This is a genomic window from Paenibacillus sp. Paensp111 (assembly GCF_059492195.1).
In genome coordinates this window covers 752,501-765,809 of the sequence record NZ_CP168527.1, presented here as the reverse complement: position 1 = coordinate 765,809, position 13,309 = coordinate 752,501, and the positions used below count along the sequence as shown (strand labels likewise).

Below are 13,309 nucleotides of genomic sequence, written 5' to 3'. Positions count from 1 at the left end.
CCCCTCCCAAACCAGCAGTTTACCCTCCCAAACCCTCCCTAGAAGGGAGGGCCCCAAGGGCTAAGCTTATGCTTTCGAGGTAGTTTTCCTTTGGAAAACTTTCACCTCTGGACACCCTGAAGCTTGGTGGGGACTGCTGCTTGGCTGTTCCTGTGCTGCTATGGTGAAGGAGCCGCTTGCCGTCCCTTGTGGGACCCACTTTGCTTTTGGTGCTCCTGCAATAAACCTTTTTTTTCTGGCTCTCACCCCTGCCGGAGAGAACGCTCTCCGGCAGGAACTCGCTCGCTTCGTAGGACCGCTATATAATCGGCACTTGAATAAGTGACATAGGGATGGAGTAACGTAGGGGAAGCTTGGAACTGCAGGAGCGCCAGCGACCGCCTTTGTCTCCGGATTTCCACCGCTATGAGCGGTATTAATCAAGAAATCTGGAGACAACAGCGGCCGGAAGTCCAAGCATTCCCCGTAGTTACGACCTGCCTCCTATGTTGAAATTACAAGTGCATTTTATGGCCCCTACGAAGCCCGATTAATCCGTGAGACGGTGATAAATGTTTTGGTAGCGGCGAGTGGTCTCCTCCACTACATGCGCTGGAAGCGGAGCCGGCTGGCTGTTCTTGTCCCAATCCGTGCCGGCCAGGTAAGAGCGAACAGGCTCTTTATCCATGCTGTCGATCTCGATGTCGAGCGCGTAGTTCTCCTTCGCCCAGAAGCGGGAAGCATCCGGGGTGAAGATCTCGTCGATCAGGATAAGCTCCCCGTCGATCAGACCGAACTCCAGCTTGCAGTCCGCCAGAATGATGCCGCGCTCAGCGCAGTAGTCTCTGGCGAAGGCATACAGCTCAAGGCTCTTCGCTTTAAGCAGTTCGGCCAATTCACCACCGACAAGTTCCTGCATCCGCTCGAACGGAATATCCTCATCGTGGCCCACATCGTTCTTAGCAGCCGGGGTGAAGATCGGTTCCGGCAGCTTGTCATTCTTGCGGAGTCCCTCCGGCAGTGAAATGCCGTTGATGGCTCCGTTCTGCTCGTATTGGCGCCATCCGCCGCCAGTAATATATCCGCGAACCACACACTCGATATCAATACGCTCTGCTTTGAGAGTGACCATGATTCGGTCCTTCAGCAGCTCCTTGTTCTTAATGACCGTACCTAGCTTCTCCACATCCGTGTGCACCACGTGATTCTGGATCAAATCGGTCGTCAGCTTGAACCAGTAAGCGCTCAGTTGATTAAGCACATTGCCCTTTTCCGGAACCGGCGGGTCCAGTACATAGTCGAACGCGGAGATGCGGTCGGTAACTACGATGAGGTAATGCTCTCCCAAGTCATACAGCTCGCGAACCTTTCCTTTATAGAGCAGCGGTGCATCAACATAATCCACTGCTGTGGACACAGCCTGTGATGACATTTTTGCCGTCCTCCTCTTCCCCTGATCGTTAATTAATCTATAAGTCTAAGCTTTTTGAAAATCGTATCCACATGCTTCAAATGCCATGAAGGGTTAAAAGCATCCTCAATCTCTTCCTTGCTCAGCACCGCCGTAATCTCAGGTGTCTCCTCGATAATGTCGCGGAATTGACGCTGCGTCTCCCAAGCCAGCATCGCGCGGGGCTGTACAGTATCATAAGCCTCTTCACGGCTGAAGCCTTTGTCGATCAGCTTGGTCAATACACGGCCGGAGAAAGGAACCCCGAACGTACGGCCCATGTTACGCTTCATATTCTCAGGGAACACCGTCAAGTTCTTGATGATGTTACCGAGACGATTGAGCATGTAATTGAGCAGCATCGTTGCATCCGGAAGAATCACGCGCTCCGCACCGGAGTGGGAAATGTCACGTTCATGCCACAAGGTCACGTTCTCATAGGCCGTGATCATATGTCCGCGGATGACGCGCGACAAGCCGGAGATGTTCTCGCAGCCGATCGGGTTGCGCTTATGCGGCATGGCCGATGAACCCTTTTGACCTTTCGCAAAAGCTTCCTCCACCTCACGGAACTCACTCTTCTGCAAAGCGCGAATTTCAGTTGCGAATTTGTCCAGCGATGTAGCAACCAGCGCCAGTGTGGCCATATATTCAGCGTGACGGTCACGCTGCAGCGTTTGTGTCGAGATCGGCGCGGCAGAAGTGCCAAGCTTATCGCAGACGAACTGCTCCACGAACGGGTCAATGTTGGCGTAAGTGCCGACAGCACCCGAGATTTTGCCGAATTGTACATTATCGGCCGCATGACGGAAACGCTCCAGATTCCGCTTCATTTCCTCATACCACAGTGCCATCTTGAGTCCGAAAGTTGTAGGCTCTGCATGCACACCGTGCGTACGTCCCATCATCGGTGTATCCTTGTAGGCCACGGCTTTATCTTTCAGAATCGCAATGAAATTAATAATGTCCTTCTCGAGAATCTCATTGGCCTGCTTGAGCAGATATCCAAGTGCGGTATCCACAACATCTGTGGAGGTCAGCCCGTAATGCACCCATTTACGCTCCTGCCCAAGGCTCTCGGACACCGCACGTGTGAAGGCAATTACATCATGGCGTGTCTCTTGCTCAATTTCATAGATCCGGTCGATATCAAAAGAAGCATTTTGACGAAGCAGCGCTACGTCTTCCTTGGGAATTACGCCGAGTTCCGCCCAAGCCTCGGCTGCACAAATTTCAACTTCGAGCCAAGCCTTGAATTTATTCTCTTCCGTCCAAATGGCTCTCATCTCAGGTCTGCTGTAACGTTCGATCATGATTGTTGATTCCTCCAAATTTTGGTTTGCTGTATAAAGTTCATGCCTTCTTGCACATTATCGCATAAGAGGTTGATATGTCCCATCTTCCGTTTGGCTGCTGATCCGCTCTTTCCGTACAAATGAACCTTCGGAACCACGTCCGGGGCGGCGTTCTGATCGTTCCCCTCTATCCAAGCTCCGCTCATAAGTCCCTGAACGACCTCGTCCATATGCTCACCCAGGACATTGACCATAACCACCGGGCTCAGCAGGAATGTATCGCCCAGCGGCAGATTACAAATGGCTCTGACATGCTGCTCGAACTGTGAAGTCTTGCAGGCTTCCATCGTATAGTGACCTGAATTGTGCGGTCTTGGCGCAAGCTCATTCACGAAGAGCTCTCCGCTCTCGGTTAGAAATAACTCCACTGCAAGCAACCCAACAGCTTCAAGCGATTCTGCAATCCGGGCGGCAAGGCGCTCGGCCTCTTCCTGGATGCTGTCATCGATCCGAGCCGGAACGATAGAGGCGTGCAGGATGTTATCCACATGGATATTTTCTGCAACGGGGAACGTTTTGATCTCCCCGCGAGGACTCCGGGCAGCCACAACAGATAATTCCTTCTCAAAACGAATGAATTTCTCAAGCACCAGTTCCGTACCGGCCTTGCTTAGTGTCTCGTAAGCCTCCGCAATTTCCTCAACTGAACGGATTACCCACTGTCCCTTCCCGTCGTAACCGCCTGTAGCTGTCTTCAATACGGAAGGAATACCCAAGCTCTCTACAGCATCTCTCAATTCTTCTACGCTTCGAATCTCCCGGTATGGAGCTACCGGAACACCAGCAGCTTCAATCGCTTGCTTCTCCCGAATCCTGTGCTGGGTTGTATATAACAAGCGGCTCCCCTGGGGTACATAGGATAAATCCTCAAGTAGAGCTGCAACCTCTGAATCCACATTTTCAAATTCATAAGTGATGACATCCGAACGTGAAGCCAGTTCTCTCGCCGCAAGCTTATCACTATAGGAGGCTGTAATCTGATCGGTTACCTGTCCGCAGGGCGAGTCAGGCGTCGGCTCCAAAGTCACGAAGCGATATCCCAAGTTCGTCCCTGCCAGGGCCATCATCCGGCCAAGCTGTCCACCACCGAGAATCCCAATTGTGGAACCTGGCGCAATCACCTTGATTTCACTCATTATTCGTTCTCTCCCAGATGTCTGCCGCTCTCCAGTACCTCTTCGCGGATACTGTCTCTTCGAGCCTGTACCCGGCTGGCTACTTCCGTATCGAAAGCCCCAAGGATCTGGGCAGCGAGAAGGCCTGCGTTGGTTGCCCCAGCTTTGCCAATGGCTACGGTAGCCACTGGAATTCCGCCCGGCATCTGCACAATGGATAGCAGCGAGTCGAGTCCATTCAGGGCAGCCGATTTGACGGGAACGCCGATCACCGGCAGAATCGTCTTCGCGGCTACCATGCCCGGCAGATGCGCTGCACCGCCAGCTCCGGCAATGATGACCTTTACCCCGCGGGAAGCGGCGTTCTCTGCGAATTCAAACATCAAATCCGGCGTACGGTGAGCCGATATCACTTTCTTCTCATAGGGAATTCCCAGCTCGTCCAACACTTCACATGCGTGGGACATGGTCTCCCAGTCTGACTTACTTCCCATAATTACTGACACCTGCGCTGTCATGCTCCAACCCGCTTTCTTAAGTAATATATAGAATGAAGCGTCGATCCACATTTAAGCAAAAATCCGGCTATCCGCGAAAATACAAGTATTTTCTCTGGACACCGGACCACGGGGATACGTTACAGGAAGAGCTTCCATCCTGTGGCATATACACTACCCACAAAACAAAAGAAGGTCTTATGTACTGACCTTTCCCATCACGTCCCTCGTAGTCTGAAAATTTAACGGTTCTCAGGTAGAAACTTCCGGGCCATATCCCCGGCGATATACGAGAGCTTTATATGCGCCATAAGCGCCTTCTTCTCTCCTAGTTTAACAACCCTTACACAGGGCTGTCAACCTAAACACGAACAATAAAAACTAGTAAAAACCGAACGTTCGTCTTTTTCAAAATTATAATGCGTTCTTACGAGAGCTTCCTCCTCTCTCATATATAAAAAAGAGAATGCTGTTCCCAGCACTCTCTTCTAACTTATTTAACAACCAACACCGGAATCCTCGCATGCTGCACTACATTATGACTGACACTGCCGAGTACGAATTCACGAATACCGCCAATCCCGCGGCTGCCGATCACGATCGCATCGAACCCCTGTTTGGCCGCATACTCCAAAATCACTTCCGCGGCTGCTCCCTGGGCCAATTCTACCCTACCGTTGGTAATACCACTCTCAGCTAGACGGCTTTTCGCCTCATCCGATGTCTTCTCAGCCAGCTGATAGAACTCCAGATTGACTGAATCGGGAACAGGTGCAAAGCCCTCGGCAATATAGAACCGTGGAAAATCATACACGTGCAGTACAACAAGCTCAGAATCCGAGGATAATTGGGCCAGCTCAATCGCCTTGTCCAGAGCTTTATTAGATGATTTAGAGCCATCATACGCAACAAGAATTTTGTTGAACAGCATAATAACAACACCTCTCCTACTATTGTATGTAATCCAAATAAGAACTAAATAACCCTAATCATACCTGCCGAAACCTCATGAATTCCCATAAGAAAGCCAGCTGCACACTATCTGAGAAAATACCCGTACAGAATGGCATTCAGGAACAGCAGCGCCGGAATCCCGATGATAAAGCTGATGTGCTTGGTCTTATGATGGCACCTGTACATGGCGATCAGCACCCCTAGTGCCCCCCCGATAAAAGCCAACATGAACAGCGTTCGCTCTGGTGTCCTTTCCTGCCTTCGCCTTGCCTTCTTCTTATCCTCGGACATTACAAAATAACCTATTAAATTAATAATCACGAACCATAGTCCTATCGCCAAGGTCATGCCGGCCCACAGTCCCCCAATCTAACGCGCTGAAGTCCACGCTGTATCTTCTTATATTATAGAACTTATGTCTATTTAAAAACAAACGACTTAGCTCATATTCCCCGGTAATAAGCACATTATCAAAAAACCCCCAATTAAGGGGGCTCTGCTTCTGCTTTTAATTACTATTGCTATTACTACCGCTAATTGATTAATTTCAGTTCAGTTCTTTTTCATCCTATAACTGCTCCACTACGATCATTCACCAACTACTGCCCTTCGGTAACTATTCGTGCCATACGCTTATTGTTTCGAAATCCCATTCAAGCTCGGCACACGCTCTTCCTGCTTCTTTAACTGCGCCGTTATGGGCTCCTCAAGGATACTTGAGTTATTCTTCTGATTGTTGATTTTACGCGATTTATGCTTTGGCATTCGAAGCACCTCCACCCTTAATGTGCCTGTGGGGAGACCGTTTTATGCGGGAGTCAAGTGAAGATCATCCTGAGAAAGTCAGCTATTGATCTGCCTTTTGTTCCAGTGCAGCCTTTAACAGTTCACCCAAATTAGAGCCCAAGGACTCCTGTTTGGCATACTGCTTAACCAGCTTTTGGGTCTCGCGCTTATTCACATGCTTGCTGTCTTTATTCATCGTCTCGGTGATCCCGCAAGCCAGACACTGCACGAATAGACCGGCCTTGCCTTCTTTCATTTCCATCTTCTTGTGGCATTGCGGGCAGCGCCGGTTGGACAGCCGCTTCTCTCCGGAACGCTTATACCCGCAGTCCTCACTAGGACATACCAGCATCAGTCCCCGCTTACTCTTCTTCTCGAGCAGACGCGTGCCGCAGTCCGGGCAGTGACTGCTTGATACGTTGTGCGGCTTGTAGGAGGCTCCGCTTGCCTTGACTTCATGCACCAACCGCTCTGCCATCTCCCGGATTCCTTTGAGAAAAGGTTCCGGCTGACCTTGTCCCTTAGCTATTCGCTCCAGCTCACTTTCCCACTTCGCGGTCAGATCGGGAGTCCGAAGGTCAGCCGAGACCAGATCAATCAGCTGTTTACCCTTCCCGGTTGGATGCAGAGCATTTCCCTGGCGGTCAATCGTATCGGAATTAACCAGCTTCTCAATAATATCCGCACGGGTGGCTGGCGTACCCAGTCCGTGCTTCTCCATTTGGGACAAGAGCGCCGCTTCGGTATAGCGCTTGGGAGGAAGCGTGCGACCATTTTGAATCACGCAGCGATTCACCTCTACGCTTTGACCTACCCTAAGTTCTGGCAGCACCTTGTCTGATTCATCAGCCTCATTCTCGTTATTCTCATCCGAATCCATCTCGTCAAACCCCTGTCCATCATAGACTGCGTGCCAGCCCGGGTCTTTAATCGTCGTGCCTTTTGCGTACAGCAGTTCATTGTCGACCTCAACCACAACATTCACATGGTCATATCTGGCGGCAGGATAGAAGAGACTGATGAATCTTCTTACAATCAGGTCATACAGCTTCCGCTCCTCTGCAGTCAGCGCACTAAGGATCACCGTCTGCTCAGTAGGAATAATGGCGTGGTGATCGGTTACCTTGCTGTCATCTACGATGCGCTTGGTCAGCGGCAGCGCTTTACGAAGTAAAGGTCTTGCTATAGCCGCATAAGGCCCGACGGCCACACTTTCCAGACGCTCTTTAAGCGTATCCGTCATATCCGATGTTAGGTACCTTGAATCTGTACGCGGATAAGTCACCAACTTGTGCTGTTCATACAGACGCTGAAGCACATTCGAAGTCTGCTTGGCCGAGAAGCCGTATCTGCGGTTGGCATCCCTCTGTAACTCAGTCAGGTCGTACGCGAGTGGATACGGAACAACCTTCTCGCTTTTTGTTAACTTGGTGATCTTACCCATGCGTCCTTCAAGCTTACTCTTCAATCGATTCGTCTTCTCTTCATCAAAAATCCTCGAGTCGCCCCCAGGCGCCCTCCACATCGCTTCAAAAGATCCCAGATCAACGCGCAGCTGACCATAAGTCTCCGAGCGGAAATTCAGAATCTCATTCTCGCGGTACATAATCATTCCCAGGGTAGGTGTCTGAACCCGTCCAGCTGACAGCTGGGCGTTAAATTTCACAGTCAAAGCCCGTGTTACATTAAGACCGACCATCCAGTCAGCCTCAGCACGGCAACGTGCAGACTGGTATAGACGATCGAACTGGCTGCCTGGCCTCAGCGAAGCAAAACCTTCCTTAATCGCCTTATCAGTCTGCGAAGATATCCACAGCCGCTTGAACGGCTTGTTCCAATTCACCATGTCCATGATCCATCTTGCCAACAATTCGCCTTCACGGGCAGCATCAGTGGCAACGATAAGCTCACCGATATCCGATCGCTTCATCAAGTGCTGAACGGCCTTAAATTGATGATTCGTCTCGCGGAGAACCTTCAGCTTCATTTTCTGCGGAAGAATCGGCAGATCCTCCAAATTCCAGGTTTGAAATTTATGATCATAGTCCTCGGGCTCAGCCAGACCCACCAAATGCCCAAGCGCCCAGGTTACTACGTATTTAGGTCCCTCAAAATGACTTTTATGCTTCTCACGACTTCCCATAACACGGGCAATCTCTCTTGCTACCGACGGCTTCTCAGCCAGTACCAGAATCTTCATAGTAAGTTAGTGCTCCCCTTTCTTCTATGTCTTATTATAGCACTGCCGAATGGAGGCATGAACAGAGTTCGACATGGGCGTTAGCGACTAAGATTCATTGAACTGGAAAGTTTAATGAACATAAGTCGTAAATAATTATTCAAGTTATAGCACCAGGTACTAGTACCTTGTGATATAATACGTTTAGAATAATTTAAGGAGTGATACAATGAATTCTTCTGCAGCTCGTATAACCGGAATTGGCTCTTATGTGCCTGAACGTATTTTGACGAATGAGGACTTGGAAAAGCTGGTTGATACCAACGATGAATGGATTGTACAGCGCACAGGTATTCGTGAACGCAGAATTGCTGCGGAGGAAGAATTCACTTCCCACTTATGTATTCGTGCTGTTGAAGATTTGGCAGCCTCTTATAAAGGAACCCTTGATGATGTTGAAATGGTCATCGTGGCCACCACAACTCCCGACTATCCCTACCCCAGTGTAGCTTGTCTAGTTCAGAACCATTTCGGACTGCAGCAGGCCGGAGCTCTGGATATCAATGCAACCTGTGCGGGATTTGCCTATGGCCTGCACCTTGCAAATGGCCTTATCACAGCAGGACTCCACCGAAAGATCCTGGTGATCGCTGGAGAGACCATGTCTAAGGTCACCAATTATGCGGACCGCAATACCTGTATTCTTTTTGGAGATGGTGCTGGGGCCGCTCTCGTGGAATATGATGCTGACAGTCCAAGCTTTGAAGGTGCTGTTCTTGGAAGTGAGGGATCAGGAGGAAAGCATGTCTACCGCTCTGGCCTCGCTGCCTCTATAGAAGGAATGCCGCTCGAAGGCGAAGGCAAGATTTATCAAAATGGCCGCGAAGTGTACAAATGGGCTGTCCGTACCGTACCTGAAGGGATCACACGCCTTCTCGAGGCATCTGCCGTTGGGATCGATGAGGTGGATTGGTTCGTACCTCACAGCGCGAACCTTAAGATGATTGAGTCGATTTGTGAGAAGACCAACATTCCTGTTCAGAAGACCCTCACCAGCGCCGAGTACTATGGAAATACATCCAGTGCCACAATTCCGCTCTCCCTTCAGCTCGCACAGCGCAACGGAACTCTAAAATATGGGGACCGGCTAATTCTATTCGGCTTCGGTGCAGGATTAACTTATGCAGGACTGCTGTTAAGATGGGGAGTACTGGACTAACCCGTTTTCCTAACATTAGAACCTAATAAAATTTGGATTGAAGAATATTCAAATAATTAAAGAAGTCACCTACCAAAGTAGTAAATGGGGGATGGCTTCTTTCTTTATATGCATCAATTCTTAAATTCTTGGGTATTAATAAAAGCAGTGTTGAGTTTGTCTGATAAATTTGTGAGGACGTACTCAAGTTCCTTAATGCATGAATGTGCATGGATGGCTGCAGTTAATTAACTGTTGATAACGTACTAACTGCTCTGGTTGGTTGTTCACTTTAAGCAAGCTGGCAACAATTTTTCGTAAATAAGTAACTTAGGGTGTTTAAACAGAGCCAGAGCGGTTAATAGTAATCAACAACAACAAACAATCAATATTAAGGAGTTGACAAGCATGGGATTCTTATGGTCATTGATTATTGGTGGTATCATCGGTTGGTTGGCAGGTCTGGTTATGGGCAGAGACATTCCAGGCGGCGTAATTGGTAATATTATCGCTGGTTTCATTGGTGCATGGCTCGGTTCGTTAATCCTCGGTAACTGGGGACCTGAAATCGGTGACTTCTACATCATTCCAGCGTTGATTGGTGCAGTAGTTCTGGTATTTATCGTGAGCCTGCTGCTTCGTTCATTTGGTCGCAGCCGCTCTTAATTGATAACTAACCCTTGGAAAAACACCTGAGTTCTACTCAGGTGTTTTTCTTTGTTCATATCTTAATAAATTGTGGATTTCTTGGTATGGAAACAAACTAAGTTATTCAGTTACTAACAGTTCTTGCCTTGCTTTGTTGATATTTCACCCTCTTGTGGGTACTCTTGTGGGTACTCTTGTGGGTACTCTTGTGGGTACTCTTGTGGGTACTCTTGTGGGTACTCTTGTGGGTACTCTTGTGGGTACTCTTGTGGGTACTCTTGTGGGTACTCTTGTGGGTACTCTTGTGGGTACTCTTGTGGGTACTCTTGTGGGTACTCTTGTGGGTACTCTTGTGGGTACTCTTGTGGGTACAAAAAAGCACTGCCTATGAGGCAGTGCTTTTTTGTAATTGCTTGGCGGCGTCCTACTCTCCCAGGACCCTGCGGTCCAAGTACCATTGGCGCTGGAGGGCTTAACGGTCGTGTTCGGGATGGGTACGCGTGGAACCCCTCCGCCATCGCCACCAAACGGATTTCTCTTCAGGCTTGATCGCCTGAAAACTAGATACGAAACGAATCTGCGTATGCTCTTCTTGGACTGCGTCCTTCCGAGCTTGTTGGATAAGCCCTCGACCGATTAGTACTGGTCAGCTCCATGCATTGCTGCACTTCCACCCCCAGCCTATCTACCTCGTCGTCTTCAAGGGGTCTTACTAATTGGGAAATCTCATCTTGAGGGGGGCTTCACGCTTAGATGCTTTCAGCGCTTATCCCTTCCGCACTTAGCTACCCAGCTATGCTCCTGGCGGAACAACTGGTGCACCAGCGGTGCGTCCATCCCGGTCCTCTCGTACTAAGGACAGCTCCTCTCAAATTTCCTACGCCCACGACAGATAGGGACCGAACTGTCTCACGACGTTCTGAACCCAGCTCGCGTACCGCTTTAATGGGCGAACAGCCCAACCCTTGGGACCTACTTCAGCCCCAGGATGCGATGAGCCGACATCGAGGTGCCAAACCTCCCCGTCGATGTGGACTCTTGGGGGAGATAAGCCTGTTATCCCCAGGGTAGCTTTTATCCGTTGAGCGATGGCCCTTCCATGCGGTACCACCGGATCACTAAGCCCGACTTTCGTCCCTGCTCGACTTGTCAGTCTCGCAGTCAAGCTCCCTTATGCCTTTGCACTCTTCGAATGATTTCCAACCATTCTGAGGGAACCTTGGGGCGCCTCCGTTACTCTTTAGGAGGCGACCGCCCCAGTCAAACTGCCCACCTGACACTGTCCCCATACCGGATTACGGTACCAGGTTAGAACTCCGATACGATCAGGGTGGTATCCCAACGTTGCCTCCACAGAAGCTGGCGCTCCTGCTTCTTAGGCTCCCACCTATCCTGTACAAATCGTATCAAAGTCCAATATCAAGCTGCAGTAAAGCTCCATGGGGTCTTTCCGTCTTGTCGCGGGTAACCTGCATCTTCACAGGTATTAAAATTTCACCGGATCTCTCGTTGAGACAGCGCCCAAGTCGTTACGCCATTCGTGCGGGTCAGAATTTACCTGACAAGGAATTTCGCTACCTTAGGACCGTTATAGTTACGGCCGCCGTTTACTGGGGCTTCGGTTCATAGCTTCGGGTTACCCCTAACCACTCCCCTTAACCTTCCAGCACCGGGCAGGCGTCAGCCCGTATACTTCGCCTTGCGGCTTCGCACAGACCTGTGTTTTTGCTAAACAGTCGCTTGGGCCTTTTCACTGCGGCCCCCTCGTGCTATTCACACTACCGGGGCACCCCTTCTCCCGAAGTTACGGGGTCATTTTGCCGAGTTCCTTAACGAGAGTTCTTCCGCGCGCCTTAGAATTCTCTTCTCGCCTACCTGTGTCGGTTTGCGGTACGGGCACCTTCTCCTGACTAGAGGCTTTTCTTGGCAGTGTGAGATCATGACCTTCGCTACTATAATTTTCGCTCCCCATCACAGCCCAGCCTTACGGTGTGCGGATTTGCCTACACACCAGCCTCACTGCTTAGACGGACATCCATCAGTCCGCGTCACTACCCTACTGCGTCACCCCATCGCTCATAACGGATTACGGTGGTACAGGAATTTCAACCTGTTGTCCTTCGACTACGCCTTTCGGCCTCGCCTTAGGTCCCGACTTACCCTGAGCGGACGAACCTTCCTCAGGAACCCTTAGGCTTTCGGCGGATCAGATTCTCACTGATCTTTTCGTTACTCATACCGGCATTCTCACTTGTATGCTGTCCAGCGCTCCTTACGGTACACCTTCAACCTACATACAACGCTCCCCTACCCCTGATGCAATGCATCAAGCCATAGCTTCGGTGGTGTGTTTAGCCCCGTTACATTTTCGGCGCAGAGTCACTCGACCAGTGAGCTATTACGCACTCTTTAAATGGTGGCTGCTTCTAAGCCAACATCCTGGTTGTCTGTGCAACTCCACATCCTTTCCCACTTAACACACACTTGGGGACCTTAGCTGATGGTCTGGGCTGTTTCCCTTTTGACAATGGATCTTAGCACTCACTGTCTGACTCCCGGATACAAGTTTATGGCATTCGGAGTTTGACTGAGCTTGGTAACCCTTGGCGGGCCCCGCACCCAATCAGTGCTCTACCTCCACAACTCTTAATTCCGAGGCTAGCCCTAAAGCTATTTCGGGGAGAACCAGCTATCTCCGAGTTCGATTGGAATTTCTCCGCTACCCCCACCTCATCCCCGCATTTTTCAACATACGTGGGTTCGGGCCTCCAGTGCGTGTTACCGCACCTTCACCCTGGACAGGGGTAGATCACACGGTTTCGGGTCTACGTCCACGTACTATAAGTCGCCCTATTCAGACTCGCTTTCGCTGCGGCTACGGCTCTTCACCTTAACCTTGCACGGGAACGTAACTCGCCGGTTCATTCTACAAAAGGCACGCCATCACCCATATAGAGGGCTCTGACTTCTTGTAAGCACACGGTTTCAGGATCTCTTTCACTCCCCTTCCGGGGTGCTTTTCACCTTTCCCTCACGGTACTGCTTCACTATCGGTCGCTAGGGAGTATTTAGCCTTAGCAGATGGTCCTGCTGGATTCATACGGGGTTTCACGTGCCCCGCACTACTCGGGATCCGTCTCGGAGGGAT

11 protein-coding genes, 2 rRNA genes and 1 riboswitch (1 of these 14 only partly in view) are annotated in these 13,309 nt (G+C 50.3%); of the genes, 3 read left to right on the top strand and 10 right to left on the bottom strand.

The features are described from left to right. Positions 1 to 529: 529 nt before the first annotated feature. The 8 genes from ACEN86_RS03610 to ACEN86_RS03575 form a co-directional block, all read right to left on the bottom strand. Positions 530 to 1,411 carry a phosphoribosylaminoimidazolesuccinocarboxamide synthase gene (locus tag ACEN86_RS03610; protein WP_495633001.1) on the bottom strand — a complete coding sequence of 294 codons (882 nt, stop codon included), beginning with the start codon at positions 1,409 to 1,411 and terminating at the stop codon, positions 530 to 532. 32 nt (positions 1,412 to 1,443) lie between these two features. Next, the gene (purB, locus tag ACEN86_RS03605; RefSeq protein WP_127199386.1) at positions 1,444 to 2,742 is read right to left on the bottom strand and encodes an adenylosuccinate lyase; all 1,299 of its coding nucleotides are present in this window, start codon (positions 2,740 to 2,742) and stop codon (positions 1,444 to 1,446) included. Beyond that, on the bottom strand, positions 2,739 to 3,920 hold the full coding sequence (gene purK, locus ACEN86_RS03600; RefSeq protein WP_495633000.1) for a 5-(carboxyamino)imidazole ribonucleotide synthase: 1,182 nt from the start codon (positions 3,918 to 3,920) through the stop codon (positions 2,739 to 2,741). Before purK ends, purB begins: the two co-directional genes overlap by 4 nt. Then, entirely contained in the window at positions 3,920 to 4,417 is a 498-nt protein-coding gene (gene purE, locus ACEN86_RS03595; RefSeq protein WP_495632999.1) for a 5-(carboxyamino)imidazole ribonucleotide mutase, read from the bottom strand. The genes purK and purE overlap by 1 nt, the downstream gene beginning before the upstream one ends. Positions 4,418 to 4,606: 189 nt before the next feature. Beyond that, a riboswitch (purine riboswitch) is annotated at positions 4,607 to 4,709 on the bottom strand. A gap of 180 nt (positions 4,710 to 4,889) precedes the next feature. After that, the gene (locus ACEN86_RS03590; RefSeq protein WP_495632998.1) at positions 4,890 to 5,327 is read right to left on the bottom strand and encodes a universal stress protein; all 438 of its coding nucleotides are present in this window, start codon (positions 5,325 to 5,327) and stop codon (positions 4,890 to 4,892) included. A 107-nt stretch (positions 5,328 to 5,434) separates the two neighbouring features. Continuing rightward, entirely contained in the window at positions 5,435 to 5,698 is a 264-nt protein-coding gene (locus ACEN86_RS03585; protein ID WP_495632997.1) for a DUF1294 domain-containing protein, read from the bottom strand. Between the two features lie 285 nt (positions 5,699 to 5,983). Continuing rightward, a complete protein-coding gene (locus tag ACEN86_RS03580; protein WP_495632996.1) occupies positions 5,984 to 6,115 on the bottom strand; it encodes a hypothetical protein in 132 nt (43 codons plus the stop codon). 82 nt (positions 6,116 to 6,197) lie between these two features. Continuing rightward, complete coding sequence (locus tag ACEN86_RS03575) at positions 6,198 to 8,336, bottom strand: DNA topoisomerase III (RefSeq protein WP_495632995.1); 2,139 nt, start codon at positions 8,334 to 8,336, stop codon at positions 6,198 to 6,200. Positions 8,337 to 8,544: 208 nt separating this feature from the next. Here ACEN86_RS03575 and ACEN86_RS03570 point away from each other — a divergent pair, with 208 nt between their 5' ends. From ACEN86_RS03570 to ACEN86_RS03560, 3 genes are all read left to right on the top strand, one after another. Beyond that, complete coding sequence (locus tag ACEN86_RS03570; protein ID WP_495632994.1) at positions 8,545 to 9,534, top strand: ketoacyl-ACP synthase III; 990 nt, start codon at positions 8,545 to 8,547, stop codon at positions 9,532 to 9,534. A gap of 387 nt (positions 9,535 to 9,921) precedes the next feature. Beyond that, positions 9,922 to 10,179, top strand: coding sequence for a GlsB/YeaQ/YmgE family stress response membrane protein (locus ACEN86_RS03565; RefSeq protein WP_495632993.1), 258 nt, complete (start codon positions 9,922 to 9,924; stop codon positions 10,177 to 10,179). Positions 10,180 to 10,312: 133 nt separating this feature from the next. Further along, positions 10,313 to 10,552 (top strand): hypothetical protein, encoded by a 240-nt coding sequence (locus ACEN86_RS03560; RefSeq protein ID WP_495632992.1) that lies wholly within the window; start codon positions 10,313 to 10,315, stop codon positions 10,550 to 10,552. A 20-nt stretch (positions 10,553 to 10,572) separates the two neighbouring features. Here ACEN86_RS03560 and rrf read toward each other — a convergent pair. Further along, positions 10,573 to 10,689, bottom strand: a 5S ribosomal RNA gene (rrf, locus tag ACEN86_RS03555). A gap of 88 nt (positions 10,690 to 10,777) precedes the next feature. Beyond that, positions 10,778 to 13,309, bottom strand: a 23S ribosomal RNA gene (locus ACEN86_RS03550); it runs 397 nt beyond the window's last position.

Bases quoted from the DNA above. Each gene is read 5' to 3' on its own strand.
- purK (WP_495633000.1), bottom strand. From the start codon at position 3,920: ATGAGTGAAATCAAGGTGATTGCGCCAGGTTCCACAATTGGGATTCTC.
- ACEN86_RS03580 (WP_495632996.1), bottom strand. From the start codon at position 6,115: ATGCCAAAGCATAAATCGCGTAAAATCAACAATCAGAAGAATAACTCA.
- ACEN86_RS03565 (WP_495632993.1), top strand. From the start codon at position 9,922: ATGGGATTCTTATGGTCATTGATTATTGGTGGTATCATCGGTTGGTTG.
- ACEN86_RS03570 (WP_495632994.1), top strand. From the start codon at position 8,545: ATGAATTCTTCTGCAGCTCGTATAACCGGAATTGGCTCTTATGTGCCT.
- ACEN86_RS03590 (WP_495632998.1), bottom strand. From the start codon at position 5,327: ATGCTGTTCAACAAAATTCTTGTTGCGTATGATGGCTCTAAATCATCT.
- ACEN86_RS03575 (WP_495632995.1), bottom strand. From the start codon at position 8,336: ATGAAGATTCTGGTACTGGCTGAGAAGCCGTCGGTAGCAAGAGAGATT.
- ACEN86_RS03585 (WP_495632997.1), bottom strand. From the start codon at position 5,698: ATGACCTTGGCGATAGGACTATGGTTCGTGATTATTAATTTAATAGGT.
- purB (WP_127199386.1), bottom strand. From the start codon at position 2,742: ATGATCGAACGTTACAGCAGACCTGAGATGAGAGCCATTTGGACGGAA.
- purE (WP_495632999.1), bottom strand. From the start codon at position 4,417: ATGACAGCGCAGGTGTCAGTAATTATGGGAAGTAAGTCAGACTGGGAG.
- ACEN86_RS03610 (WP_495633001.1), bottom strand. From the start codon at position 1,411: ATGTCATCACAGGCTGTGTCCACAGCAGTGGATTATGTTGATGCACCG.